27 protein-coding genes are annotated in these 24,546 nt (G+C 52.4%); 8 read left to right on the top strand and 19 right to left on the bottom strand.

Features of this window, described 5'->3' with window-relative positions; all coding sequences use genetic code 11:
* The first annotated feature begins 246 nt into the window (after positions 1–246).
* Positions 247–939, top strand: coding sequence for a helix-turn-helix transcriptional regulator (locus BM323_RS21520; protein WP_008109763.1), 693 nt, complete (start codon positions 247–249; stop codon positions 937–939).
* 80 nt (positions 940–1,019) lie between these two features.
* Here BM323_RS21520 and BM323_RS21515 read toward each other — a convergent pair whose 3' ends face one another.
* The 8 genes from BM323_RS21515 to BM323_RS21480 all read right to left on the bottom strand — a co-directional run bounded on the left by BM323_RS21515 (position 1,020) and on the right by BM323_RS21480 (position 9,356).
* Entirely contained in the window at positions 1,020–1,664 is a 645-nt protein-coding gene (locus tag BM323_RS21515; RefSeq protein WP_008109762.1) for an oligosaccharide flippase family protein, read from the bottom strand.
* 74 nt (positions 1,665–1,738) lie between these two features.
* Entirely contained in the window at positions 1,739–2,005 is a 267-nt protein-coding gene (locus tag BM323_RS21510) for a hypothetical protein (RefSeq protein WP_091004307.1), read from the bottom strand.
* 435 nt (positions 2,006–2,440) lie between these two features.
* Positions 2,441–2,836 (bottom strand): hypothetical protein, encoded by a 396-nt coding sequence (locus BM323_RS21505; RefSeq protein ID WP_008109760.1) that lies wholly within the window; start codon positions 2,834–2,836, stop codon positions 2,441–2,443.
* 111 nt (positions 2,837–2,947) lie between these two features.
* Complete coding sequence (locus tag BM323_RS21500) at positions 2,948–4,090, bottom strand: alanine racemase (RefSeq protein WP_175501733.1); 1,143 nt, start codon at positions 4,088–4,090, stop codon at positions 2,948–2,950.
* Positions 4,091–4,235: 145 nt separating this feature from the next.
* On the bottom strand, positions 4,236–5,675 hold the full coding sequence (locus BM323_RS21495) for an efflux transporter outer membrane subunit (RefSeq protein WP_008109758.1): 1,440 nt from the start codon (positions 5,673–5,675) through the stop codon (positions 4,236–4,238).
* Between the two features lie 138 nt (positions 5,676–5,813).
* Positions 5,814–6,737: a kdo(2)-lipid IV(A) palmitoleoyltransferase gene (lpxP, locus tag BM323_RS21490; RefSeq protein WP_008109757.1), complete on the bottom strand. Its 924-nt coding sequence runs from the start codon at positions 6,735–6,737 to the stop codon at positions 5,814–5,816.
* A 988-nt stretch (positions 6,738–7,725) separates the two neighbouring features.
* A complete protein-coding gene (locus BM323_RS21485; RefSeq protein ID WP_008109756.1) occupies positions 7,726–8,256 on the bottom strand; it encodes a hypothetical protein in 531 nt (176 codons plus the stop codon).
* Positions 8,257–8,492: 236 nt separating this feature from the next.
* Positions 8,493–9,356: a YicC/YloC family endoribonuclease gene (locus BM323_RS21480; protein ID WP_008109755.1), complete on the bottom strand. Its 864-nt coding sequence runs from the start codon at positions 9,354–9,356 to the stop codon at positions 8,493–8,495.
* 156 nt (positions 9,357–9,512) lie between these two features.
* Here BM323_RS21480 and BM323_RS21475 point away from each other — a divergent pair, with 156 nt between their 5' ends.
* Entirely contained in the window at positions 9,513–9,956 is a 444-nt protein-coding gene (locus tag BM323_RS21475) for a DUF3574 domain-containing protein (RefSeq protein WP_008109754.1), read from the top strand.
* Between the two features lie 31 nt (positions 9,957–9,987).
* On the opposite strand, the gene BM323_RS21470 is transcribed toward BM323_RS21475, so the two are convergent.
* On the bottom strand, positions 9,988–11,172 hold the full coding sequence (locus BM323_RS21470; protein WP_036649939.1) for a NupC/NupG family nucleoside CNT transporter: 1,185 nt from the start codon (positions 11,170–11,172) through the stop codon (positions 9,988–9,990).
* A gap of 144 nt (positions 11,173–11,316) precedes the next feature.
* On the opposite strand from BM323_RS21470, the gene rph reads away from it, so the two are divergent.
* Entirely contained in the window at positions 11,317–12,033 is a 717-nt protein-coding gene (gene rph / locus BM323_RS21465; RefSeq protein WP_008109750.1) for a ribonuclease PH, read from the top strand.
* A gap of 49 nt (positions 12,034–12,082) precedes the next feature.
* On the top strand, positions 12,083–12,724 hold the full coding sequence (pyrE, locus tag BM323_RS21460) for an orotate phosphoribosyltransferase (RefSeq protein WP_008109749.1): 642 nt from the start codon (positions 12,083–12,085) through the stop codon (positions 12,722–12,724).
* Between the two features lie 41 nt (positions 12,725–12,765).
* Here the strand turns inward: pyrE and slmA are convergent, their stop codons facing one another.
* The 3 genes from slmA to coaBC all read right to left on the bottom strand — a co-directional run bounded on the left by slmA (position 12,766) and on the right by coaBC (position 15,135).
* A complete protein-coding gene (gene slmA / locus BM323_RS21455) occupies positions 12,766–13,362 on the bottom strand; it encodes a nucleoid occlusion factor SlmA (RefSeq protein WP_008109747.1) in 597 nt (198 codons plus the stop codon).
* A gap of 116 nt (positions 13,363–13,478) precedes the next feature.
* The gene (gene dut, locus BM323_RS21450) at positions 13,479–13,937 is read right to left on the bottom strand and encodes a dUTP diphosphatase (protein ID WP_008109745.1); all 459 of its coding nucleotides are present in this window, start codon (positions 13,935–13,937) and stop codon (positions 13,479–13,481) included.
* Positions 13,915–15,135, bottom strand: a complete 1,221-nt coding sequence (gene coaBC, locus BM323_RS21445) for a bifunctional phosphopantothenoylcysteine decarboxylase/phosphopantothenate--cysteine ligase CoaBC (RefSeq protein ID WP_008109743.1) — start codon at positions 15,133–15,135, stop codon at positions 13,915–13,917. The genes dut and coaBC overlap by 23 nt, the downstream gene beginning before the upstream one ends.
* Before the next feature lie 185 nt (positions 15,136–15,320).
* Here coaBC and radC point away from each other — a divergent pair, with 185 nt between their 5' ends.
* From radC to mutM, 4 genes are all read left to right on the top strand, one after another.
* Positions 15,321–15,977 carry a RadC family protein gene (gene radC, locus BM323_RS21440; RefSeq protein ID WP_091004304.1) on the top strand — a complete coding sequence of 219 codons (657 nt, stop codon included), beginning with the start codon at positions 15,321–15,323 and terminating at the stop codon, positions 15,975–15,977.
* 243 nt (positions 15,978–16,220) lie between these two features.
* The gene (gene rpmB / locus BM323_RS21435) at positions 16,221–16,457 is read left to right on the top strand and encodes a 50S ribosomal protein L28 (protein ID WP_007885297.1); all 237 of its coding nucleotides are present in this window, start codon (positions 16,221–16,223) and stop codon (positions 16,455–16,457) included.
* 11 nt (positions 16,458–16,468) lie between these two features.
* A complete protein-coding gene (gene rpmG, locus BM323_RS21430) occupies positions 16,469–16,636 on the top strand; it encodes a 50S ribosomal protein L33 (protein WP_001051798.1) in 168 nt (55 codons plus the stop codon).
* A 69-nt stretch (positions 16,637–16,705) separates the two neighbouring features.
* Positions 16,706–17,515, top strand: coding sequence for a bifunctional DNA-formamidopyrimidine glycosylase/DNA-(apurinic or apyrimidinic site) lyase (gene mutM / locus BM323_RS21425; RefSeq protein WP_008109739.1), 810 nt, complete (start codon positions 16,706–16,708; stop codon positions 17,513–17,515).
* Between the two features lies 1 nt (position 17,516).
* On the opposite strand, the gene coaD is transcribed toward mutM, so the two are convergent.
* The 7 genes from coaD to BM323_RS21390 all read right to left on the bottom strand — a co-directional run bounded on the left by coaD (position 17,517) and on the right by BM323_RS21390 (position 24,522).
* Positions 17,517–18,002 carry a pantetheine-phosphate adenylyltransferase gene (gene coaD, locus BM323_RS21420; RefSeq protein WP_008109737.1) on the bottom strand — a complete coding sequence of 162 codons (486 nt, stop codon included), beginning with the start codon at positions 18,000–18,002 and terminating at the stop codon, positions 17,517–17,519.
* The gene (locus tag BM323_RS21415; RefSeq protein WP_008109736.1) at positions 17,999–18,775 is read right to left on the bottom strand and encodes a glycosyltransferase family 2 protein; all 777 of its coding nucleotides are present in this window, start codon (positions 18,773–18,775) and stop codon (positions 17,999–18,001) included. Before BM323_RS21415 ends, coaD begins: the two co-directional genes overlap by 4 nt.
* A 3-nt stretch (positions 18,776–18,778) precedes the next feature.
* A complete protein-coding gene (waaA, locus tag BM323_RS21410) occupies positions 18,779–20,053 on the bottom strand; it encodes a lipid IV(A) 3-deoxy-D-manno-octulosonic acid transferase (protein ID WP_008109734.1) in 1,275 nt (424 codons plus the stop codon).
* An 85-nt stretch (positions 20,054–20,138) separates the two neighbouring features.
* Positions 20,139–21,272 (bottom strand): glycosyltransferase family 4 protein, encoded by a 1,134-nt coding sequence (locus tag BM323_RS21405; protein WP_008109732.1) that lies wholly within the window; start codon positions 21,270–21,272, stop codon positions 20,139–20,141.
* A complete protein-coding gene (rfaQ, locus tag BM323_RS21400) occupies positions 21,265–22,341 on the bottom strand; it encodes a putative lipopolysaccharide heptosyltransferase III (RefSeq protein ID WP_008109730.1) in 1,077 nt (358 codons plus the stop codon). The genes BM323_RS21405 and rfaQ overlap by 8 nt, the downstream gene beginning before the upstream one ends.
* A 73-nt stretch (positions 22,342–22,414) precedes the next feature.
* Positions 22,415–23,416, bottom strand: coding sequence for a glycosyltransferase (locus BM323_RS21395; protein ID WP_008109728.1), 1,002 nt, complete (start codon positions 23,414–23,416; stop codon positions 22,415–22,417).
* Positions 23,413–24,522 (bottom strand): glycosyltransferase family 9 protein, encoded by a 1,110-nt coding sequence (locus BM323_RS21390; RefSeq protein ID WP_036649935.1) that lies wholly within the window; start codon positions 24,520–24,522, stop codon positions 23,413–23,415. The genes BM323_RS21395 and BM323_RS21390 overlap by 4 nt, the downstream gene beginning before the upstream one ends.
* Positions 24,523–24,546 lie beyond the last annotated feature (24 nt).

The following is a 24,546-nucleotide window of genomic DNA, read 5'->3' as shown; positions in this document are numbered from 1 at the left end:
GTGTAGACCACTGAGATTTTCTCAATAAGGTGTCGTCGGATTAGCCTTTTTGATGGCGTGCATGCTAACAGGCTTATTTGGCGGGATACATCCGCTTTTAATGATAATTTCGCATGAGTATAAATGATGCGAATGGGCCTGAAACTGTCTTCTTAAGTTCCATTCTTTTTGTGTCGTAAGTGATTACTGCCTGCTCAACCGGGCTTATCACTCATTGGCATCAGACGAAGCAACTATTGGACAGGCATGAAAACGCGTAACGAAGACATTCTCTATTTTTCTTCTGACAAACTGGCGGCGCTTGGGCTGGAGAGTCTTTTGTCCACGTTACCTTGCGCGGGACAGATACATGAATTGTGGTCTCTTAGCACTGTTATAGCTCAGTGTGAAAAACTCAAACCGCGATTACTGGTATGTATCTTTCATGAAAACATGCCCCTCGCAGGGACTTTAAAGGTGCTCTACGCCTTACAGCAGCAATTCCCCGCGATGCAAATGCTGGTGCTTACGCGACGCTTGTTACCGCTGATGCATGCGCTCAGTCGTTATCTGCCTTCGCTCACTGTTTTGGATTTAAAATCCTCGCGCCAAATGCTTTCCAGCCGCCTGCTTACCAGCATCAATACCCATGCCCAGGTACAGTTATTAGAAGGCGCGGATATTATTCTGCCCGACCGGCAATTGCGGGTGCTCCTGATGATGGCGTGGGGGTACAGCATGGAACACATCGGCATTCGCTTAGGAATTAGTCATAAAACGGTTAATGCACACAAGCTCAATGCACTGACGCGGCTGCAGATCAAAAGCAAGAATGATATGGCCGATCTGTTTATGGTGATTGATGAATTGCGCATGTTGGTGAGTTGGCTGCGCTTGCAGGGTAACGGTAAGTTAAGTGAGCTTAACTTTTACTCGCTTGAAGAGTTACTGGAAGCCTAAAAAGAAAAAAGCGTGCTGGCAACCAGCACGCGAACGCATCTTTTCAGATGCCCAGAGCCCACCATACAGACTTGTTTTTATTATCCGTTTCTTGCTCGCACGTTAGCGAAACTTTTCAGGCTAAAACGGTATTCTGGCTGGAACCAGGAGCGACCGTAGTAGCAGTAGATCAGCATTCTGATGGATACCATCGCGAGGTAGCCCCAGATGGCGCACAGCACTGAAGGTGTCAGCCACACGGTAAACAGTGTGATGCCTAATCCCACAAGTACAGATGCTATTTCCGCAAAAGCGATGCGCGAAAATTGGTTTTCCCGCTGTAATATGGCGCGATAATGTTGTCCCTGCGGAATAATGATGAATATGACCGACATCATCTCCAGCATGATTGCCATTTCGGGCTGATTCATTATACGACTGGAAATATCGCTGCCAATAAACAGTGCGGCAAAAATTACAAGCCCGCTTAATACATTCCCCCAATACAATATTGAGAGATCGCTGTTATTCAGGTTTTTACTTCTAATAATTCTATTGCCAAATCCGCGATCGGCCAGCGTATCAATAATTAATAACATCACAATAGCAATGGCGAGTAGATCTAACTCGTTCGCCTGGAGTATTTGTGCCAGAAGTGAAAGTTGTAAAACACCAATGCCGACGATTTTAATCGATGACAAAATTGACCATTTAGTGTTAGCCAGATTTTTTTCTCTTATCGCCATACTCTGCTCATTATGGTACATGTACCAGTGCAATTAAGGGTTTACCCTGGCCGCAGGCCAAAGCACAGCTCACATTAATGCAGCGTTTCCTGACGCAGCCCTGATATACCTTTCAGGTTTTGCCACGTAAAGATGCTTTCAATTAAATGATGTTCTGAATTTATTAAGATGCCCCTGGCGCTTAATGGTGTTGTTGTCTTAATGGTATCTCCTCCTGTGCGGAGGAAATCCGTAAGATCATTATAAAATCCCTTTGCGTTTATATATTCCCCGGCCTGCATCCGCCTGGCAATCTCAACGAATTCTTTTTCTGATAACAAAGGATAGGTTGAGCGATCCATGTTATTTCCCTGCTGTTGTTATTATGGTTACTGCTGTGTGTGAATGAGTTATACCGTGTTTTAATTAAATTAACACCATCAGAAAACTCCTATAAATAGACCGCAGGAATAAATGGTTTCAGAATTTGCATCAGAATATATAAGGCGAGTGATTTACTATTTATTAGTGCTTTTCTTCATTCCAGGCTGATTAATCAAGAAGTGTTCGAGGCAATTTGAAAAAACTTCGATAAATCAGAGTGACTCAGCATTTTCATGCGCATCCTCACCAGGAATTTTCCTGCTGAGGATGCTTAAGCTAGGCTGGTGAATAACAGATAAACACGAGAAGGTTTGAGTGAAACAGTTAAACGCTACTGAGCAAAAAAGTAACCGATTTTTATTGATTGATTCCAGCATGCGTTAAAGAGGCGAGCGCTGCATAATCCATTGATTCTAATGAGTTAACAGATGGAGAAGCTGTTCCAGGTCGCGTTTTACCCATGCCACGTCACCCGCAAACTTCTCGTCAGACATGAACGGTTGACGGTAAACCACCATCACCACTTCCGCACCTTGCTCGTTAGCAATCACCCGCATCGGCATATAAATCTCTTTACCGTTTCCGGTATCAATCCAGTGATCCATCACGCCAAACGGATTATGTGGGGTAAAGCGAATCTTCACCGTTCCCTCGGGGCCTTTGGCTTTCCAGATGTTCCCTTCCTGCGTCAGCGTACTTGCGCTCAGCCCGCTCGCCCATTTGGCAAAGCATTCAGGTTTCCAGATGGTTTCATACAAATCTAACCAGTTGCGTGGAACCGTGAGTGTGACTGTCTGAGATGGCAGCATGGAACCTCCTAATGAGCAAACAAGAAGTCATTAAAGCACGCTGATACCGGGCTGCAAACGGCCCGGTCATGGAAGTGTGGGACAGCAGCGGTTTCCGTGAAAACGCTGTAATCAGATAAACTTGCCGCGCCCCTGAATATTCTGCTCTTCACCCGCACCATCAGCATGGCGCAGCACGAAGCGATCGGACTGCGCAACCACCGCGCAGCTGTGGTTAGGGAAGATGCGCAGCAGCGCACCAACGGCTGGTGCCTGTTCAGCGTATTGCAGGAAGCCATGCTCTTCCGACAGCTTCAACACTTCATAGTTATTGCCTTGCTCATCCACGGCGATACCAAATCCGCTGGCATTGGTGCCATGCGGGCCTTTGTCAGAGCTAAGCATTTTGGAACCGGCATCAATAATGGCGAAGTGCGGATTGACGGCTACCACACGCGTCACCACGCTCAGCGCCAATGCATCTGGCGTGCAGAGACCCAAACGCCATGCGGTGAGATCGAGCAATGCGTAATTGCCGGGACGGATTTCATCGCTGCCCTGCGCGACGGGCGCTGCCAATGCCGTTGGCGTTGAACCGACCGAAATCGGGCAGTGCGCAAAACCGGCGGCAATCAGGCGCTGTTGAAGATCCTGCATCAGTGCAATTTCCTGCAAGGCTACTTCTGCAATCGCCGTGGCGTTACCTGCGCCATACGCGTGACCAGCATGTGAAACTAGTCCGGCAAAAGTGAGGCCCGCATCCTGAATCTGCTGCGCCAGCGTAATGGCAGCATCGCTGTGCGGATCAACGCCGATGCGATGTAATCCCACATCCACTTTGATGGCTAAAGCCAGCTGACAATCGGGCTGGCGCTGATGTGCAGCCGCTATTGCCGCCACGCCATTGGCGCAATCAGCAATGCAGGTAATGCGCGCCTGATGTTGTGCGGCCACCGCCAAAAGTTCTTTCAGCGTCCCGGCATGCACAATCGGATAAGCCAGCAGCAGATCGCGTTCTCCACCCAAAATAAAAGCGGTGCCTTCACTCGGTTTAGATACGGTAATACCACGCGCACCGAGCATGCGCTGTTGCTCAGCAATCCAGACACTTTTATGGGTTTTGATATGAGGGCGCAGCGCGACGCCAGCGGCATCGGCTTTTTGCTGCATCTGTTGCAGGTTATGCTGCAGGCGCGCGGCGTCAATTTCGAGGTAAGGCGTCAGTCGATCGGCAATCAGAGGCCGCAACCAGCCAGCCTCAATATTCTGTTCCATCATAATAGTCCGCAGGTGATTACACAGTGCGGACTATGATTCATCAACGCACGGCAGAATGCCAGCCGGCAAAATCTGCACATTCATGTGCACTCTACAAAAACCTTTCCAAACAACTGTAGGGTCGCCATTCATGGCGACCTTTTCAAATTTTAGAGCCGCCGCTCTGGAATCCGCCGCCTAAATCCTCAATCAACACCACCGCAAGGTTAATCTGCTGTGCCTTCAGCGCCACCAATTTTTGGTCGGATTCGATCAGCTGATTCTGGATTGTCAGCACATCCAGATACGGACGCAGGCCCGCCGCGTATTCGCGATGCAAATCATCCCACGCACTGTGAATCAGCTGGTTGGCGCTTTCCTGCTGCGCCAGCTGATCCTGAATCGACTGCAGCTGCGTGATGGTATCGCTGATATTACCTAATGAACCGATCAGCAGCTTATTGTAATGCGCCACCGCCAGATCCCAGTTGGCATCGCTTTCGGCTAAATCAGCGCGACGTTTGCCCGCGTCAAAGATCGGCAACGACAGGCTCGGGCCCACATTAAAGAAACGACTTGGCGCGCCGAGGAAGGCATCGCCGAGCAGTGATTTGGTGCCGGCTTCAGCCACCAGATTGATGTTGGGATAGAACTCGGTTTTGCTGGCGGCAATCTGTTTCGATGCCGCTTCAACGCGCCAACGCGCGGCCACCACATCAGGACGACGTCCCAGCAGTCCAGCCGGAATGGCGTTTGGCAGCATGGCGGCGACCGGCACATTCATCTGCGCCGGTTTTAACTGGTGCCAGTAATCCGGGCCTTTACCAATCAATGTCGAAAGCTGAATACCGGCATCGGTGACATCTTGTTTGGCTTCAGTCACTCCGGCTTGCGCCGTTTTTTGCTGCGACAGCGCCTGCTTATATTGGTAATCGGAAGTGAGTCCGGCGCTGACATATTGCTGCTGAATGTTGGCGATACCCACAGCACGTTCGAGATTCTGCTGTGCCAGTTCGGCATTATTCCAGGCGAGATTAAGGTTGTTCCACGCTCGCGTCACGTTCGCGGCTAAGGTTAACTGGCTGGCCTGACGATCCAACTCGCTGGCGCGTGCTTGCCCCAACGCGGCTTCAGCGGCATCTTTTTTGCCGCCCCACAAATCAAAGGTGTAGCTCAATCCAACGTTGGCGGTGCGCAGCGTGCTGTAGCTTTTGCCCTCCAGCAGCGGATCATCCACTTTTGCCACGCGCGAGCGCGTAATGCCGGCGTTGAGATCGACATCCGGATAGCGTTCGGCATCGGCGGCAATCACCTGTGCATTGGCTTTATCCGCCTGCGCGTTGACCACCTGCAAATCCGGGCTGGAAGCCATCGCATCATTAATCAGTCGATTGAGTTGAGCATCGTTAAAACTTTGCCACCATTCGCTCTTCGGCCAATTCGCGGCGCTGAAGTGCGCATCTTTTAGGGATTGATTGGCTTGCAGAGTGTTGGCATCGAGTAGCGTGTTTTTGGTGTGTAAGCCGTGTGAATTGGCACAACTGGCCAGCAGCGCAGTGGCAACGGCCAGCGCGAGAAATTTGCAATGAAAGTGCTGTGTCATGGTTCTGGTCAAAGAGAGGAGGAGGCGACCATTACAAGAGGCAGGACAGATTTTGACAAACCTGTTTTTCGTTAAGAATGGTTGTTAAATGTGAGCTGGGAAAATGAGCAGCAGGCGAAAACCTGCTGCATCAAGAGATTAGATATAGAGAGATGCTTCACCCGGCGGGCGGGTTTTAAAGCGACGGTGCAGCCACAGATATTGATCGGGTGCACGCAGAATTTCTTTCTCGATAACGCGATTCATGTAAGCAGCGGCGGCGGCCTCATCTTCATACGGATAATTTTCCAGTTCTGGCTGAATGATCAGCTGATAACCGCTCTTGTCCTGATTGCGAATCAGCACGATGGTTAACATCGCCGGTTTCGCCAAACGAGAAAGCACAAAGGTGCCATTGGTAGTCGCCGCTTGTTTAACCGCAAACAGCGGGGCAAACACGCTGCCTTTCGGGCCGTAATCCTGATCCGGTGCGAACCAGACAGCTTCGCCTTTTTTCAGCGCCTGCACCATGCCGCGCAAATCGCGGCGGTCGATCATCGCCTTATTTGAGCGCATGCGACCTTTGGTCTGTGCCCACTCCATCGCCTGATTGTTGTGCGGACGATACATCGCCATCATTGGCTGGCATAAACCGGTAATACGGCCGCCCAGCTCCAGCGACATGAAGTGCACACCAATAACCATCACGCCGCGCTGGTGGCTTTGCGCGTGCTGCAAATTTTCGAGTCCGCTGACTTTGAAGTAGCGACGCACGCGTGCATCGGACCAGAACCAGGCAATGCCGGTTTCTGCCAGCGCCATTCCCAGTGATTCGAAGTTGCCGGCGATCATCGCTTCTTTCTTCTCTTCATCAATATTGGGGAAGCACAGCTCGATATTGCGGCGAGTGATACGTTCGCGACGCTTGAGGAAGTGACGCGACAATTTGCCAGCGCCCGCGCCAAGCCGGATCAAAATGGGGTAAGGAAGTTGCACCAGCAGCCACAGCACACCTAGCCCAAACCAGGTAAACCAATAGCGGGGATGCAGAAGTTTGGAGCGGAACTGCCTGGATTTCGTCATAACGCCTTCATGTCGGGAGAAAATGTATCGCACTAAGAAGAGAGTCCATGAGTTCCTGGCGGTACAACTGTTCTAATTACGACCAGTAGATTAACAAATAGTGCCGTCAAAGAAACGCGATCTCCACAATCTTTAAGATTAAAGGAAATCATTGATGAGGCGACTATTAGCAGGTTAATGGCTATCTGATGGATATTTTTCAATTCTAACAAAGATTTAATCACAGTGTTTAGTGCAGTTTTCTCATACTGTTTGCGCGCTTAAATGCGCGGCAGAAATGTTTTTATATCATTGCTGACACTATTTTTACGCTAATGGCTAAAAATTTGTCTCAATCACGCTAGCTTAAACTCTTTAAGACAATCCATGCATTCGTTAATGGTTTATCTAGGTTATCTTTACCGCACAGAAAAACAGGGTTATAAAAAAGTTAAATTAAATCATAACTTTATTTGATTATTGATGAGGACAACAAGGATCGCACGATGAAAATCATCATCTAGACTTCAACTTTTATTATCGGATTCTCACTCTTAATGCATCAGTCATGGCCGCCGATGATAGCGGACGTGTAACCTTTCATGGACCGATTATTGATGGCGATTCACCTTGTTTAATCGGCCACGCCGACAACGATCGGGCGATTCTCTGTCTGCCACCAAAACCAGCGCGTTTTATTGAGGGGTAATCTTTGTAGTGTTGAAACCTTGCAAGGCATTACCGCTTCTCAAATGCCAACATAATCCCTACCAAAAACAGCCGTGGCCAGTTGCTCAATGCAACACCACTTAGCCTCGCCTTGAGCCAGCAGCTCACACTGGATTTCACCGCTAGCGCGGCATCATCAAATACCCACAGTTGTAGCAGTATCAGATTGACCAGCGTCGCTACGGATTAGTCCAGCAGGACGATCAAATAAAAAATGCTTTTTTAAGTGGAGGTGTTTTAAATTAAAGTAGAGCGAGCTAGAAAATCTATTTTTAATGAGTTAATTTTTTTGCAAAACATGAGATTTTAAGAATACTTTTGTGATCGAGTAAATGGCAATAGGGATGGCTACTGCAAAGAGCGATGTTATCAGAAACCCTAATAAAGCATGATCGATATAACCATCGAAAATTCTCTGCGGTAAAAAGTAAAAATAAAGATACATCAGGAAGAAGAAATATACAGGTTTAATCATAATCACTAAGCTTTCAAAAGCAAATGTCTTAACGCGAATTATCTCCTTGTATCGGTATCTTTTGATGCATGTTTTTAATGTTGAGTAGATTAATCCGCTGGTGGTAAATAAGATAAATAAACAAATTATGGTATGGATTCTACTATACGCATGTTCTGGTCTGGCTCCCCAGAATGATTGAGTAAGTTTATCGGCTACTTCATAAGGTATATTTTTCTCGATTAAGTTAAATAGGATATCTGTTTCAGCTATTCCGATCGTTACAAGAGTAGCTAAAAAAGTCGAAAAAAATATCATAAGCATTGTAACTGCACATTTTTTCATTCGTTGCATCATTGTTAATGGTCTTGGTTTTATAAAGTAGGCGCTAAGATGTGTCGATTATAGGAAGGTTGCTTTCGATTAAAAGTAAACAATATTTTAATGTGGGGATGTTGTGAGTATTTGAGACGGTTCTCAAAGTTGTGAGTCTTTATTGTTACTGTTTTAAAACATTTTCTTACCTGTCTCTTTCACAAAATAATAAAACCCGCGATGCGGGCTTTATTATCAACCGTGACCATCAGCAAAAACTATTCGATATTCTGAATCTGCTCACGCATCTGCTCAATCAACACTTTCAGCTCAATCGCTGAAGTAGTGATCTCGGCATTAATCGATTTCGAAGCCAGCGTGTTCGATTCGCGGTTGAACTCCTGCATCATAAAGTCGAGGCGGCGGCCAACGGCTTCTTTCTTTTTCAGGATGTTGTAGGTCTCTTTAACGTGCGCATCCAGACGATCCAGCTCTTCTGAAACATCGGTGCGCTGCGCCATCATTACCAGCTCTTGCTCGAGGCGATTATTTTCCAGCTGCACTTCGGCTTCTTCCAGCTTGGTCACCAGACGCTCGCGCTGCCATTTAATCACTTCCGGCATCTGCGCGCGCACTTTGCTGACTTCGTTCGATACGCCTTCCAGACGCTGTTCAATCATCGCTTTCAGCGCGGTACCTTCGCTTTCACGCGCTTCGATAAAGTCATCTAACGCGCCATCCAGCGCCACCAGCAGCTCAGCATTAATAGCATCGAGATCCTGCTCTTGCGCGGACATCACGCCCGGCCAGCGCAGAATATCCAGCGGATTAATCGCGCCTTCATCACTCTGCATCTTCACCCAGTTGGCGGCCTGCACCAGCTGCTTGGCTAACGATTCATTCAGCTGCAGTTCGCCTTGCGCGCTGGCATCGGCGTCATAACGCAGGTTGCACTCGATTTTACCGCGCGTCAGACGATTGCGGATGCGCTCGCGGATTACCGGCTCCAGACCACGAAATTGCTCCGGCAGACGGATATAGGTTTCCAGATAGCGCTGGTTAACCGAACGGATTTCCCATGCGGCGCTGCCCCAGTGGCCTTTGGCTTCGCGGCGGGCGTAAGCGGTCATACTGCGGATCATAGTCGTCTTCTCTTTTTCAGAAATGTTGGGTGAAGTATAGCGAGGCAGCCTCAACGCTAACAGGCATAAGCGCACTTAAGCTTGAATAACAAAAAATTACCCCTTTTGCCGACAGACACTTATGCTTAGCGCTGGTTCGCTTAAAAGGATGAAGTGATGTTCCGCTCTCTGGCTCTTCCTGCTTTATTAACCTTACTGCTCGCTGGCTGTCAGGCACCGTCGACCACAACGCAACAGATCCCGCCCAACACTGCGCCGGTCGCGGTATGCGGTTCGGGTGACGTGATGATGCAAACCACGCTGTGGTTTGGCATGAACAAACCGAAAGGTGGCATCGTCAGCAGCAGCGAATGGCAGCAGTTTGTTGATAACGATGTGACGCCGCGTTTCAAAGACGGTTTATCGGTATATGACGCAAAAGGGCAGTGGCTGGGCGAGAACGGCAAGCTGGCGCGGGAAAACAGCAAAGCGCTGATGCTGATTCACAATCCGGATTTAGCGAGTTCTGAGAGCATCAATAAGCTGCGTGACGTGTATAAAAAGCGCTTTGAGCAGGAATCGGTGATGCGGGTTGATTCACTGGTGTGCGTGGCGTTTTAAAAAATGGCGGCCATGTAGCCGCCATGCGTTATCAGATAAACAGCCCGGCGAACGCAGCCGAGAGCAAGCTCACCAGCGTGGAGCCATACACCAGCTTCCAGCCAAAGCGTGAAACCACATTGCCCTGTTTCTCGTTCAGGCCTTTAATCGCACCGGCAACGATGCCGATTGAGGCGAAGTTAGCGAACGAAACCAGGAACACCGACAGAATCCCCAGTCCGCGCGGCGTCATCTCAGCCGCCACTTTCTTCAGCTCGATCATCGCGACAAATTCATTCGCCACCAGTTTGGTGGCCATAATACTCGCCGCCTGCAAGGCATCAGCGGAGGGAATGCCAACCAGCCACGCAAACGGATAGAAAACGTAGCCGAGTAGCTGCTGGAAGCTGTAGCCAAATACCGCAGAAAACAGCGCATTGATCGCTGCAATCAGTGCGATAAAACCAATCAGCATCGCCATGATGATCATCGCCACTTTAAAACCGGCGAGGATGTATTCGCCCAGCATCTCAAAGAAGCTCTGATCTTCGTGCATCTTATCTAGCGCAATCTGCTCTTCGTTTTCCGGGCGGGTTGGATTGATGATCGAGAGGATAATAAAGGTGCTGAACATATTGAGCAGCAGCGCCGCGACCACATATTTGGCATCAATCATCGACATATACGCGCCAACAATCGACAGCGAAACCGTCGACATCGCCGTCGCCGCCATGGTGTACATACGCGGAGCGGAGATATCGGCGAGAATGCCTTTATAAGCGATGAAGTTCTCCGATTGGCCGAGAATCAAGGTGCTGACAGCGTTAAACGACTCCAGCTTGCCCATGCCATTCACTTTCGACAACAGAGTACCAACCGCGCGAATCAGCAGCGGCAGAATGCGCCAGTGCTGCAAAATGCCGATCAGTGCGGAAATAAACACAATCGGGCAGAGCACGCCGAGGAAAATAAAGGCTAATCCCTGATTCGCCATATTACCGAAGACAAAGTTGGTCCCTTGCGCGGCGTAGGTTAATAAGGTTTCAAAGAAGCCGCCCACCGCAGTGACCACCGATTGGCCGCCCGCCGAATGCAGGAAGAACCAGCCCAGCGCGGCTTCAACAATCAGCAGCTGAATAATAAAGCGGGGACGAATGCGTTTGCGGTCGTGGCTGACCAACAGCGCAAGGGCAAAGATCACCACCAGCGCCAGCAGGAAATGGAGTATCGCGATCATCATTTATCTTTTTTAGGGAGGAAACGCGCATTTAGCCACAGCCACCACAGAATTTCATCCAGGATTGTGGCGATCGCGGGCAGGACAGCCGCAGCCGAAGTCCGTATAATGCGCAGCCAAACCTAAGCAAGCCGGAGAGAAACCATGCGTCCAGCAGGCCGTAGTGCATCTGAAACACGTCCCGTCACACTCACTCGTCACTACACCAAACATGCAGAAGGCTCTGTGCTCGTTGAGTTCGGCGAAACCAAAGTGCTGTGCACCGCAACCGTCGAAGAGAGCGTGCCGCGTTTCCTCAAAGGCAAAGGTCAAGGCTGGATTACCGCAGAATATGGCATGCTGCCGCGTTCTACCCACAGCCGCATGGCGCGTGAAGCGGCCAAAGGCAAACAGGGCGGCCGTACGCTGGAGATTCAGCGTCTGATCGCCCGTTCACTGCGCGCGGCAGTGGATTTGGAAGCGCTGGGCGAATTCACCATCACGCTGGATTGCGATGTGATTCAGGCCGATGGCGGCACGCGTACCGCATCCATTACCGGTGCCTGCGTGGCGCTGGCCGATGCGTTGAAAGCGCTGGTTGCTGCTGGCAAGCTGAAAGCCAGTCCGCTGAAAGGCATGGTGGCGGCGATTTCTGTGGGTATCGTCGGCGGTGAAGCGCTGTGCGATCTGGAGTATGTGGAAGATTCCGCCGCAGAAACTGACATGAACGTGGTGATGACCGAAGACGGTCGCATGATTGAAGTGCAGGGCACCGCAGAAGGTGAGCCCTTCAGCCACGACGAGTTACTGCAGCTGCTGGCGCTGGCGCGAGGCGGCATTGAGCAGTTGATTCAGGCGCAGAAAGCGGCGCTAACTAATTGATGTAACAGGCGACCATAGAGTCGCCTTTTCTTTATTTGAGGAGTGAGAAATGAAAGCCTGGCAGCGTCAGTTTATTGAATTCGCCCTGAACAAAGGGGTGCTGAAGTTTGGTGAGTTCACCCTGAAATCGGGACGTAAAAGCCCCTATTTCTTCAATGCCGGTCTGTTTAACACCGGTCGCGATTTAGCGCTGTTAGGTCGTTTCTACGCGCAGGCGCTCGTCGATGGCGGCGTCGATTTCGACCTGCTGTTTGGCCCGGCATATAAAGGCATTCCGATTGCCACCACTACTGCGGTAGCGCTGGCCGATCATCATGAGCGTGACGTGCCTTACTGCTTTAACCGTAAAGAAGCTAAAGATCACGGCGAAGGCGGTTTGCTGGTGGGCAGCCCGCTGCAAGGCAAAGTGATGCTGGTGGATGATGTGATCACCGCCGGCACCGCGATTCGTGAATCAATGGATATCATTAGTGCGCATAACGCGACGTTAGCGGGCGTGCTGATTTCGCTGGATCGTCAGGAACGCGGCCGCAGCGATATTTCGGCGATTCAGGAAGTGGAACGCGACTATAAATGCAAAGTCACCGCGATTATTACGCTGGCTGAATTGATTGATTATCTGGAAGAGAAGCCGGAGATGGCTGATCATCTGGCGAAAGTGCGCGCATATCGCAAAGAGTACGGGATTTAATTATTCGGTAATGAGGTCGGCATAAATGCCGACCTGGTCTTTTAAACCAACTGCGCAGCCATCAGCGGCCAGCGGCTCTCGAAATCGGCGGTCGGACGAAAACGAAACTCCGAGCGCACATAGCGCGACAACAGCCCTTCACAAAACGCCAGCAACTGGCTCGCCAGCAGCGTTTCGTCGTTCTGGAAACCTTCACCATCACGCATTTTTTTCTCGCGCATCACCTGACGCAGCTGCACTTCAATACGTTCGAACAGCTGGTTGATACGCCCTTGCAGGCGATCCTGTTCAAACATCAGCGCGTGGCCGGTCAAAATACGCGTCAGCCCCGGATTACGCTCACCAAATCCCAGAATCAGCTGCACGATTAAACGCAGTCGCGTCAGCGTCTCTTTTTCATCTTTCAGGATCAGATTGATGCGGGTAATCAGACTGTCTTCAATAAATTCGATCAGGCTGTCAAACATGCGCGTTTTGCTGGGAAAGTGGCGATAAAGCGCCGCTTCCGACACGCCGACATTCGCGGCCAGCTTCGCGGTGGTGATGCGCTGACTGCCATCGCCCGACTCCAGCATTTGCGCCAGCGCCTGCAAAATCTCTTCGCGACGATTCCGTTTCGCGACTTTTTTTTCTGCCATGACCTTCAACACCCCTGAAATTCACCAAAAACAGGCAATACTGCCTCATCTGCCACAGACATAGCGGCCTGTGGCGACAAGAAATAAAAAGATGGCTTAGCGAAAAGTGTCGCGTGTTACTGACGGCCTGAGTGACCGAAGCCGCCTGCGCCGCGATCGCTGGTGTCAAAATCTTCCACCAGGTTAAATTCGGCCTGCACGACCGGCACGAAGACCAGCTGTGCCAAACGGTCGCCTGGCTGCAGCGTGAAGCTGTCCTGACCACGGTTCCAGACAGAAACCATCAGCTGTCCCTGATAATCGGAGTCGATCAAACCGACCAGGTTGCCCAGCACGATGCCATGTTTATGGCCAAGGCCGGAGCGCGGCAGAATCACGGCTGCCAGACCTGGATCGCCAATGTGAATCGCCAAACCGGTGGGAACCAGTGTGGTCATGCCTGGTGCGATTTCCAGTGCATCATCCAGGCAGGCGCGTAAATCGAGACCTGCGGAACCAGAGGTTGCATAAGTCGGCAGCGGGAATTCGTTGCCCACACGTGCATCAAGAATTTTAACGTCGATTTTTTTCATCATAACGGCTGACAATCTCGTCTATTAATTGTTGGCCAAGGAGCGTCTTATCACTGAGCGGTAAGACTTTTTCTCCTTCCTGCCAAAAAAGGTGAAGAGCATTGGTGTCGCTATTGAAGCCCTGACCCGCCTGCGCCACATCGTTGGCACAAATCAGATCCAGGTTTTTTCGCACCCGTTTTTGCCGCGCGTATTCTTCCACATTCTGGGTTTCGGCAGCAAATCCCACAACGTAAGGGCGATTTTTCTTCAGCGCTGCCACGCCTGCGACAATATCGGGGTTCTTCACCAACTGCAGCGTGACGCTATCGTCGCCACCCTGTTTTTTGATTTTCTCTGCGGCAATGTTAGCCGCCCGGTAGTCTGCCACGGCTGCGCTGGCAATGAAAATATGTTGTTGCTGGATTTGCGCCATCACCGCCGCTTCCATCTCCAGCGCGCTGTCGACGTCCACGCGTTGCACGCCGGCTGGCGTTGGCAGCGCCACCGGACCGGCAACCAGCGTCACCTTCGCACCGCGTTTTGCTGCCGCAGCCGCAATCGCAAAGCCCATCTTGCCCGAGCTGTGATTGCTGATATAACGCACCGGGTCCAGCGCTTCACGTGTTGGACCGGCGGTGATCATAATGTTGAGATGTTGCAGATCGTTGACGGGCGCAGCCCATTCAAGTGCGTGCGCCACAATCGCCAGCGGGTCGAGCATGCGGCCCGGACCAATATCGCCGCACGCCTGGCTGCCGCTGTCGGGCCCCCAAATCAGCATGCCGCGCTGATGCAGACGTTGCAGGTTCTCTTGCGTGATCGCCGCGCGGTACATCTGCTGATTCATGGCCGGGACGATGGCAACTGGCGCTGCGGTTGCCAGGCATGCGGTGGTGACCAAATCATTCGCCATACCCGCAGTTACGCGGGCAATCAGATCGGCGGTTGCCGGTGCCAGCACAATTAAATCGGCCCATTTCGCCAATTCAATATGGCCCATCGCCGCTTCCGCCGCCGGGTCGAGCAAATCATCAAATACCGGATAACCGGAAACCGCCTGCAGGCTCAGCGGGGTAATAAAAGCTTTGGCCGCTTCGGTCATCATTACGCGCACATCAGCGCCGCGATCGCGCAGCCGACGCACCAGCTCCGGCGCTTTATACGCAGCAATGCCGCCGCTCACGCCCAGCAGAATTTTCTTTCCGGCTAATCCCGTCATGTTGTTCGCCTCAAAGCAGATTGCCGCGTCAGGGGCGGCAGATGCAGGCAACTTTATCACAAAATCCGCAACGCGCCTTTTCACTGCCTGCGGCCTTTGCGAGCCGGCTCTGAAATCGTTCAATGCGTGCTGGCGCTGAATGTGGCTGACGCGCAGAATCGCCGCAACGCAGGGAGGAGATGGTCATGACGGAACTGGCACCACGGGAAAAACTGATGTTAATGGGCGCAGAAGTGCTGAGTGATGCTGAGCTGCTGGCGATTTTTTTGCGCACCGGCATCAGCGGCACCAGCGTGCTGCTGTTGGCACATCAGATGCTGAACGAGTTTGGTTCGCTCTATCGCATTATGACGGCCAGCAAAGAGGAGCTCGGGCAGATTAAAGGTGTGGGCAGCGCCAAAATGACGCAGCTGTATGCCATAGCCGAATTGGGAAGACGGTTTTTTGCCAGCCAACTGGCGCGGGAGAACGTGATGGAGAATCCACAGGTGACACGCCATTACCTGCAAAGCGTGCTGGCGCATCAGGAGCGCGAAGTGTTTATGGCGCTGTTCCTTGATAACCAGCACCGCGTGTTGCAGGCGCAGAAGATGTTTTCCGGCTCGATTGCCAGCGTGGAAGTTCATCCGCGCGAAATCGTGCGCGAAGCGCTGAAACTCAACGCGGCAGCGGTGATTCTGGCACACAATCACCCGTCGGGCATCGCTGAACCCAGCCGAGCCGATCGCGAGATTACCGGAAAAGTAGGACAAGCCTGCGCGCTGCTCAATATCCGTTTACTTGATCATTTGGTGATCGGTCACGGCGAGTTTACCTCTTTCGCCGAGCGCGGTTGGTTGTAATTCATCGATTCAACTGAACAGAAATGAGTCATTTTTGCGCGATCCAGAGGGATCTTTATCTGTTCGGGACTTGAGCACTCGGGCTGAGCGGCGTATACTACGCCACCTTTGAGAATCTCGGGTTTGGCGTTTGGGCCAGCTTAGCGGGTTCACATGGAACTCGCCTGGGCGGGCTAAGGCCTGACGAGGCGGCCAAAACCTAGTTTTTAAAGCTCGAGCTGATTTGATTTTTGGAGAATAGAAATGTCACGAGTCTGCCAGGTAACTGGAAAGCGTCCGGTAACGGGTAACAACCGTTCCCACGCAATGAACGCGACGAAACGCCGTTTCCTGCCGAACCTGCACTCTCACCGTTTCTGGGTTGAGAGCGAAAAGCGCTTCGTTACTCTGCGTGTATCTGCTAAAGGTATGCGTGTTATTGATAAAAAGGGCATCGATACGGTTCTGACCGAAATCCGCGCCCGTGGTGAGAAGTACTAAGGAACTGAATCATGGCTAAAGGTATTCGTGAGAAGATCAAGCTGGTTTCCTCTGCTGGTACAGGTCACTTCTATACCACCACGAAAAACAAGCGTACTAAACCAGAGAAATTAGAACTGAAAAAGTTCGATCCGGTTGTACGTCAGCACGTGATCTACAAAGAAGCTAAAATTAAGTAATTTTAGTGTTCTGTGAAAAACCCGGCTTCGGCCGGGTTTTTTGTTTCTGCGATTCGTTGAGGAGATGAGATGCCTGAATTACCTGAGGTAGAAACCAGTCGTCGCGGTATCGAACCCCATATGGTGGGTGCCACGATTCTGCATGCAGTGGTGCGCAATCCACGTTTGCGCTGGCCGGTCTCGCATGAAATCCACGCGCTGAGCGATCAACCGGTATTGAGCGTGCAGCGCCGCGCTAAATATCTGCTGCTCGAACTGCCGCATGGCTGGATCATCATTCACCTCGGCATGTCCGGCAGCCTGCGTGTGCTACCCGGCGAACAACCGGCCGCTAAACATGACCACGTCGATTTGGTGATGAGCAACGGCAAAGTGCTGCGCTACACCGATCCACGTCGCTTTGGAGCCTGGTTGTGGAGCAATGACCTTGCAGGCAGCAGCGTGCTGGCGCACCTTGGTCCGGAGCCGCTCAGCAGCGAATTTGATGGCGCTTATCTGTTTGAAAAGTCACGCGGCAAACGCACCGTGATTAAACAGTGGCTGATGGATAACAAAGTGGTGGTGGGCGTCGGGAACATCTACGCCAGCGAATCGCTGTTTACCGCCGGGATCTTGCCCGATCGTTCGGCGATGAGTTTAAGTCAGGAAGAGGCGGAACTGCTGGTTAACACCATCAAAGCGGTGTTACTACGCTCGATTGAGCAGGGCGGCACCACGCTGCGTGATTTCCTGCAAACTGACGGTAAGCCAGGCTACTTTGCGCAAGAGCTGCAGGTTTATGGTCGCGCCGGTGAACCTTGTCGCGCCTGCGGTACGCCGATTGTCAGCGGCAAGCATGGTCAGCGCAGCACCTTCTGGTGTCCACGCTGCCAGCACTGAGTTAAGGCTGCGCCAGTCGCGCCAGTAACGCCTTATGCACCACGGCAGGCAAAAATGCCTGCACATCACCGGCGTGGCGCGCCACTTCTTTGACCAGTGAAGAAGAGACGAACGAGAAACCTTCTGACGGCATCAGAAACACGCTTTCTAGCGTGGGCAACAGATGACGATTCATCTGCGCCAGCTGCAGCTCATATTCGAAATCCGACACCGCACGCAATCCACGTACCAGCACATTGGCATTCTGCGCCTGGGCAAAGTTCGCCATCAAGTCACTAAACCCGATTACTTCGACATTCGGCAGATGTGCCGTCACCTGACGCGCCATATCCACGCGCTCATCCAGAGTGAACAGCGGCTTTTTACTCGGGCTGGCGGCAATCGCCACGACGATGCGGTCAAACATCTTCGCTGCGCGCGTCACAATATCCAGATGGCCCAAGGTAAAGGGATCAAAGGTGCCGGGATAAATCGCTTTGGTACTCATACGCGGCCTTGTGTTGAGGTGTGATGCAGCGCCCAGAGCGCCGAGTATTTGTTGAAAGTGTATTGCGCGTTAACCACCGCCAGAATCCAGCCCTGTTTGCCATCAAGAAAACCGGCGCGCAGCAGCAGCGTTTTAACGAATGCGCCGAGCGTGTGGCTAAAGATCGAGAACAAGCCGCAGCGTTTGCCGCGCTGGAAACGCTCATTTGCCCAGGCTTCGGCATAGTTCATCTGCTTACGCTGAAACGCAATCAGGTCGCGACAGGTGAGATGTTGCAGATCGCCCGCCAGCTTCACCACCGGCGCACCTTGCGTCTCCAGTGATTCGTGTACCAGATTGTCGTTGTAATTGAGCTTGCGCGGATAAAGACGCATGACGCGGTCGGGATACCAGCCGCTGTGGCGCATAAAGCGACCGAGAAACAGATTGCTGCGGCCAAGGCTGTAAACGTTGTCCGATGCGGGCTGCGCGAGAACCTGCTCGATAGCGCGACGCAGTTCGGGTGTGACGCGCTCGTCGGCATCGATCATCATAATCATCTCGCCTTGCGCATGGGCCTGCGCGCGCTGGCGCTGCTTGCCAAATCCCTGCCAGCCTTCAGCCTTGAACACCTGCGCGCCCTGTTCGCGCGCCACCTGCACCGTGTTGTCGCTGCTGCCGGAATCCAGCACCACAATCTCATCAGCCCAACTGACAGAAGCCAGCGCCTCCGGCAGCAGTTCAGCTTCGTTTTTGGCGATCATCACCACGGAGAGACGTTGGCGTTGTGACATGAATTAGTGAGCTCGCGGCGGTAAGTGAGGTTCGAGTAACTGTAGCAGACGCTGTAATGCGCCCTGATTTTGATGCAGCACTTCCACAGCATGACGGCCGTAATAGCGGCGATAATCGTCATCCTGCAGCAGGTTTGCGACCTCTTTCTGCAGCGATACCACGTCAGTGACGGTAATCAGCCCTTCGGCCTGCTGCAGCTTGGCGCAGATATCTTTGAAGTTCCAGATGTGCGGGCCCATCAGCACCGGAATGGCATGCGCTGCCGGTTCCAGCGGGTTGTGACCGCCGCGCTCAACCAAACTGCCGCCCACAAAAGCGAGATCGGCGATGCCGTACAGCATCATCAACTCGCCCATGGTGTCGCCAATCACCACTTGCGTGGAGCTTGAAGGAATTTCGCCGCTGCTGCGCAGGGTAAAGCTGAAGCCACGTTTTTGCGTCAGGTCGCAGGCATCTTTGAAACGTTCAGGATGGCGTGGCACCAAAATCAGTAGCAGATCGGGGAACTGTTGCAGCAGACGACGATGCGCATCGAGCACAATCGCTTCTTCGCCTTCGTGGGTGCTGGTGGCGATCCACACCGGACGACGCGATGCCCACTGACGACGCAGCGTGACCGCTTTTGCCGCCAGCTCTGGCGTCACGGAGATATCAAATTTGAGGCTGCCGGTAACGGTGAGATGCGAACGCTTCAGGCCAAGGCTGAGGAAACGGTCGCCATCTTCGGCGTTTTGCGCGGCAATCAGCGTGATGCGCTGCAGCAAGTCACGCATAAAGCCGCCGAGTTTTTTGTAACCTTTGGCCGAGCGCTCAGACAGGCGCGCATTGGCAATCACCAGCGGAATCTTACGCTGATGAAGAATGCGGATAATGTTTGGCCACAGCTCGGTTTCCATGATGATCACCAGTCGCGGATCGACGGTATCAAGGAAACGGTTGATGGAACCGGGCAGATCGTAAGGCAGGTAAACGTGGTGCACATCTTTGCCAAACGCTGACTGCGCACGTTCGGAGCCGGTTGGCGTCATGGTGGTGACGGTAATCGGTAGCGTAGGATAGCGGTGACGCAGCGCGCGCACCAGCGGCACTGCCGCCAGCGTCTCGCCGACGGAAACCGAGTGCAGCACAATGCCATGCGGCAGCACTTTTCCAGTGCAATAGCCGTAGCGTTCTGCCCAACGTTTACGATAGGCCGGTGCTTTTCGACCGCGCAGCCACAGGCGCAGCCAGATTAGTGGCTGAATCAGATAGAGCAAGGCTGTGTATAGAGTCGTCATAGTTACCGTTACGACAGAATCGCGTCAAAAAACAGATGAAAGGCGGCATGTTATCAGAAATTAACCGCCTGCTCATACCACTTCGTCAGCTGGTCTGCAGCACTTGCTGATACAGCGAGGTCAGCGCTTGCGCCAGCCGCTGCGGGCCATAAGGTTCAATTCTGCGACGTGCGGCTTCGCCCATGGCAGAATTGTGTGAAAGCGCCGGAGTTGCTTTTACGGCTTCGTTTAACGCATTGATATCTAATGCATCGCACACAAAACCTTCCTGGCCCGCCGTGATAAACTCCGCGCCGCCGCAGCCGGTGCTGGTGATCACCGCTAAACCGCAGGCCATCGCTTCCAGCACCACATTCGGGAAGGGATCATAAAGCGTGGGCAGCAGCAGCGCATCGGCTGCATGGTAGAACGGTTGCACGTCCTGCTGCACGCCAACAAAGCGTAAGCGATCAAGGCAATTGAGCTGATTTGCCAACTGCTGATAGCGCGACAGCTGCTTATCCTGGCCGACTACCACCAGATAACGATCGCTTTTCGCCACCGCTTCAATTGCGGCTTTCAGCCCTTTGCGCTCAAAGCCCGAACCTACGTAAATCATTACCGTGGCATCTTGCGGCAGTTTGAGCTGCTGGCGTGCCGCATGGCGCAGTGCTTCGCTGGCTGGCTGGAAGCGGTGGCTATCAATGGCGTTATGAATCACATGGATGTTGCTGGCATCAAGCGTGAAGTGCCGCAAAATATCCTGCTTCACCATCTCTGAATTACAGATGACCGCTTTCAATGACGGCGCGTTGAACATTTCGGCTTCCGCCTGCAACACATAACGATGATAAGGGCTGAGGCGGGCACTTAAGCGCTGCCACGGCGACACGATGCGCGCGCGCTGCTCCAGCCAAACGCGATGCACGCCATCACCGGCACGAAAGATATCGCAACCGGCGATGCGTTCGTGGCTCTGCACAATATCGAACTTCTCGCGTTCCCAACATTCACGTGCGGCACGCGCAAAACCGCGCTCGCGCGAAATGCGACCGAATTTTGCGGGATTGCAGATGTGCAGATGCCAGGCCGGATTCGGCGTGCCCTGCCAGCTGCGGGTGATGATATTGAGATCAAGCTGCTCGCTATCCAGCGCTTCCAGCGCCCGCGAAATAAAACGTTCTGCGCCGCCGTCTGGGCGGTATTTCTGCCGGACGATCGCCAGGCGTAACTTACTCATGCAAAAAACTCCGGGCGGCAGCCACCACATCCTCAACGGGAATGGCAGAAAGATAGCGCTGTTGCGTGTTGGTATCGATAGCGTCTGGCGAGGGCAGCGGACCATAATCGCCGGCCCAAATCACGCGGTTGTGATCGCCCCACGGACGCCAGTGTTGCAGCTTGGTGGGGCCAAACAGCGCCAAACAAGGCGTTTCCAGCGCGGCGGCCATATGCATCGGCGCAGAGTCCACACCGATAAACAGCTGCGCCGCATCGATCAGCGCCGCCAGCTGCGGCAAGGATAATTCACCGGCTAGCGACACCACGTTGTGGCTATGGCACAGCGACTGAATATTGGCGATCATCGCCATTTCTTTCTGGTCCGGCGCCGCAGTCAGTACCACGGTGCGGCCTTCGGCGACCAGCGCATCGATCAGCTGTGCGACTTTTTCATCTTCCCAGCATTTGAACAGCCAGCGTGAAGTGGGTTGCACCACCACAAACGGCAATTTCACCGCGTGCTGCGCCAGCACATCCTGCACTATCTGTTGATCGGCTGCGCTGAAATGCATTGAGGCTTTTGCGCCTGCTGCGTTGATACCCAGCGGTTTCAGCGCGGCCATATTCTGTTCGACCGTATGCAGCTGATTATGATCAGCCGTACTGACCAGATGATTGTGTATCCAGCGCCAAAAGGCAGTTTGACGTTTATGGAAAGCGAAACCGATACGCACCGGTGCACCAGAAAGCCCCGTGATGATAGCGCTGCGCCACTGATCGGCGAGGTTAATCACAAGGTCATAATGGCAAGCGCGCACCGCTGAAAGCAGGGCCATTTCATGCCGGAATTTCTGCCAGCCGCCTTCCTTCTTCCAGTTACGATCGATGATGTGTAACTGGCGAATAGCCGGATGCGCTTCCAGCATTGGACGGGTTTCTTTGTACAGCAGAACGTCGATATTCGCCTGAGGATAGCGTTGGCGCAGCGCGTTAATCGCGGGCGTGGTCAGCAGCATATCGCCGTGATGACGCAGCTTGATCAGTAGAATATTTTTCGGTGCAAATTGGTCTGGAATCGGGCTTGCCATACTCAAATGATCTCAGAATTCAGTCAGCTGATTGTAGGGCAAACCCCAAAGGCGTGAAAGCCAGACTCGGCGCTTATTTCTTGCGCCAGCGATAAATCCGGCTCAGCCACAACAGCAGTTGATACCATTGGCGTACGCCGCGCGCATTACGCAGCATGCGCTTATGGGTTTGCGTGGCGAATAGATCGGCAATCATCGCCTGGCGCGCGCTTTCTTCGGGCTCGCGTCGGATACAGTGACAGACGCTGAGCGCCTCATGCGTAATCTGATAATGAAACGCCGGGTAGATTTTCACTTGATGGCGATAGCGTGCGTTGAGTTCTTCCAGTAACTGCGCAATTTTCAGGTAATGACGCTGATACTCGACGTTGCGCTGGCCAGTACGTTTACGGTTACTGATTGAGGCATCATGCATGTAATAACGGTAAAGCACTCGATCGGTGTAGCGCACGCGTTGGGCATTCAGCATGAACTCGGTGGTCCACGGAATGTCCTGATGATGCAGGCCAGGTTCAAAGTAGAGTTTGAGCCGTTCGATCAATTCACGGCGGTAAATACCCAGCCAAACCACATGCATATAGCGATGCGTTTGCAGCGCCTTGTTAAGCCACTCAGGGCCGCCGAGTACTTCGGTGCTGGTGAGGCGATCGAGAGGAATCAGCGGTTTAACTTGCTGACTGGCTTTGAAAAACCATTCTGCGTTGCACTGCGCAGCATCGAGATTGTCGCGTTCTGCCATCTCAACCAGCGTTTGATACATCGCCGGATCCATGGTGTCGTCGGCATCTGGAAACGAAACGTACTTACCGCGCGCTACCGCTAAGCCGGCATTGCGCGCGCGCGATACGCCGCCGTTGGCCTGGTGGATCACTTGCACATGTGGGTGCTGCTGCGCGTAGGCGTCGGCACGTTCGCCGGAACCGTCCGTGGAGCCATCATCGACAATGATGATTTCCAGTGAGGTAAGAGTTTGCGCCAGCAACGACTGCATGCAGGCGGCAAAATCACTGCCCGCATTGAACATGGGAATAATGAGGCTGAGTAACGGGGATGATCTTTCAGGCTGCATGGTCATGCTGTTTTCATGTTCTTCCGTCGCGCCAAACGTTGCTGCTGACGCGCGCTGATAAAATCGTGAATGTCGTCTAACTTCCGCTGATCCAGTTCAAAAAGCTGTTCAGTGGGATGCATAAATTTGTACTGCGCCGCGAACACAAAGGATGAAGGCGCAATATGATTTGGGCCAATCAATAATACTTCGCCCAGAGGGCGCTGCTCTTCGACGCAACATGGGCCATAAATCAAAATGATCGGCACCTGCTGCGCATCGGCGATATAGACATTGCCGGAATCTGACGCGATATAGAAATCCATTTCACCGATAGCCGCTGGCACGTCTTCTAATGGCACCTTGCCAACCAGGCTGATGAGGTTCTCGCGCGCGCCGACAACTTTATACAGCTCCTGCAAGCGTGATTGTTCATTCGGTGCGCCAAAGGCGTAAAAATGACAGGGCAGATCGCTCAAGTGGTCAAAAAGTCGCTGCCAAATCATCGGCGGGATAGTCTTTGCCTGGTTACCTGCGGTGATGCTGATGCCAATACGAATGCCATCATGCTGGAATATTTCATCCGGCAACGATTTGGGTTGCCAAAGTGGTTGTGTGGCATGCTTCGGATAGCTCTCTTTAGTAAATGAGCGATCGGCGAGTTTTAAGTAATTTTCCAGAGTCAGGGTATTTTTCTCATGCTCGACCACGCCGCTTGCGGTGAGATAAAACAGTCCCTGATAACCTTTGCGGCGATAGCTGGAAAGAAACTGTTTGTTGCTGGCATTACAGCAAGCGGCAATAAACAGATTAAGATTGGTTGGATGTAATAGATAGATGTTGTCGTAGCGGTTGAGGATCTGCCACACCAACTTCATTTTTTTTACTAAGCCTGAACGATGCTCTTCGATATACCAGATGTTTTCCAGCGTGTTATCGCGCGTGGCAAGAGCGGCAACGCTATTGCTCAATAGCGCATCGCTTTTTCCCAGATGGTTTAATAGCGGGGTGATATTAATGAAATCACCGATCTTGGCTGTTTGAATGACCAGATTTTTACCGGTTCGGCCGTGGAAGATTTTCATCACCCATTTGACCGGTAAAAAAAGTATAAAGAGTATTACATACGTCAACGATCTATCCCCATGATACGGCCA

Source organism: Pantoea sp. YR525 (genome assembly GCF_900116775.1).
GTDB classification, from domain to species: Bacteria; Pseudomonadota; Gammaproteobacteria; order Enterobacterales; family Enterobacteriaceae; genus Pantoea; species Pantoea symbiotica.
This window is presented reverse-complemented; position numbering and strand designations above follow the sequence as displayed.

Bases quoted from the DNA above. Each gene is read 5' to 3' on its own strand.
- BM323_RS21475 (WP_008109754.1), top strand. From the start codon at position 9,513: ATGTTCCGCTCTCTGGCTCTTCCTGCTTTATTAACCTTACTGCTCGCT.
- pyrE (WP_008109749.1), top strand. From the start codon at position 12,083: ATGAAAGCCTGGCAGCGTCAGTTTATTGAATTCGCCCTGAACAAAGGG.
- BM323_RS21520 (WP_008109763.1), top strand. From the start codon at position 247: ATGAAAACGCGTAACGAAGACATTCTCTATTTTTCTTCTGACAAACTG.
- BM323_RS21510 (WP_091004307.1), bottom strand. From the start codon at position 2,005: ATGGATCGCTCAACCTATCCTTTGTTATCAGAAAAAGAATTCGTTGAG.
- lpxP (WP_008109757.1), bottom strand. From the start codon at position 6,737: ATGACGAAATCCAGGCAGTTCCGCTCCAAACTTCTGCATCCCCGCTAT.
- rpmB (WP_007885297.1), top strand. From the start codon at position 16,221: ATGTCACGAGTCTGCCAGGTAACTGGAAAGCGTCCGGTAACGGGTAAC.
- dut (WP_008109745.1), bottom strand. From the start codon at position 13,937: ATGATGAAAAAAATCGACGTTAAAATTCTTGATGCACGTGTGGGCAAC.
- BM323_RS21405 (WP_008109732.1), bottom strand. From the start codon at position 21,272: ATGAGTAAGTTACGCCTGGCGATCGTCCGGCAGAAATACCGCCCAGAC.
- BM323_RS21515 (WP_008109762.1), bottom strand. From the start codon at position 1,664: ATGGCGATAAGAGAAAAAAATCTGGCTAACACTAAATGGTCAATTTTG.
- BM323_RS21500 (WP_175501733.1), bottom strand. From the start codon at position 4,090: ATGGAACAGAATATTGAGGCTGGCTGGTTGCGGCCTCTGATTGCCGAT.
- BM323_RS21395 (WP_008109728.1), bottom strand. From the start codon at position 23,416: ATGACCATGCAGCCTGAAAGATCATCCCCGTTACTCAGCCTCATTATT.
- slmA (WP_008109747.1), bottom strand. From the start codon at position 13,362: ATGGCAGAAAAAAAAGTCGCGAAACGGAATCGTCGCGAAGAGATTTTG.
- rfaQ (WP_008109730.1), bottom strand. From the start codon at position 22,341: ATGGCAAGCCCGATTCCAGACCAATTTGCACCGAAAAATATTCTACTG.
- waaA (WP_008109734.1), bottom strand. From the start codon at position 20,053: ATGACGACTCTATACACAGCCTTGCTCTATCTGATTCAGCCACTAATC.
- rph (WP_008109750.1), top strand. From the start codon at position 11,317: ATGCGTCCAGCAGGCCGTAGTGCATCTGAAACACGTCCCGTCACACTC.
- coaBC (WP_008109743.1), bottom strand. From the start codon at position 15,135: ATGACGGGATTAGCCGGAAAGAAAATTCTGCTGGGCGTGAGCGGCGGC.
- coaD (WP_008109737.1), bottom strand. From the start codon at position 18,002: ATGAGTACCAAAGCGATTTATCCCGGCACCTTTGATCCCTTTACCTTG.
- rpmG (WP_001051798.1), top strand. From the start codon at position 16,469: ATGGCTAAAGGTATTCGTGAGAAGATCAAGCTGGTTTCCTCTGCTGGT.
- BM323_RS21505 (WP_008109760.1), bottom strand. From the start codon at position 2,836: ATGCTGCCATCTCAGACAGTCACACTCACGGTTCCACGCAACTGGTTA.
- mutM (WP_008109739.1), top strand. From the start codon at position 16,706: ATGCCTGAATTACCTGAGGTAGAAACCAGTCGTCGCGGTATCGAACCC.
- BM323_RS21495 (WP_008109758.1), bottom strand. From the start codon at position 5,675: ATGACACAGCACTTTCATTGCAAATTTCTCGCGCTGGCCGTTGCCACT.
- BM323_RS21480 (WP_008109755.1), bottom strand. From the start codon at position 9,356: ATGATCCGCAGTATGACCGCTTACGCCCGCCGCGAAGCCAAAGGCCAC.
- radC (WP_091004304.1), top strand. From the start codon at position 15,321: ATGACGGAACTGGCACCACGGGAAAAACTGATGTTAATGGGCGCAGAA.
- BM323_RS21470 (WP_036649939.1), bottom strand. From the start codon at position 11,172: ATGATCGCGATACTCCATTTCCTGCTGGCGCTGGTGGTGATCTTTGCC.
- BM323_RS21485 (WP_008109756.1), bottom strand. From the start codon at position 8,256: ATGATGCAACGAATGAAAAAATGTGCAGTTACAATGCTTATGATATTT.
- BM323_RS21415 (WP_008109736.1), bottom strand. From the start codon at position 18,775: ATGTCACAACGCCAACGTCTCTCCGTGGTGATGATCGCCAAAAACGAA.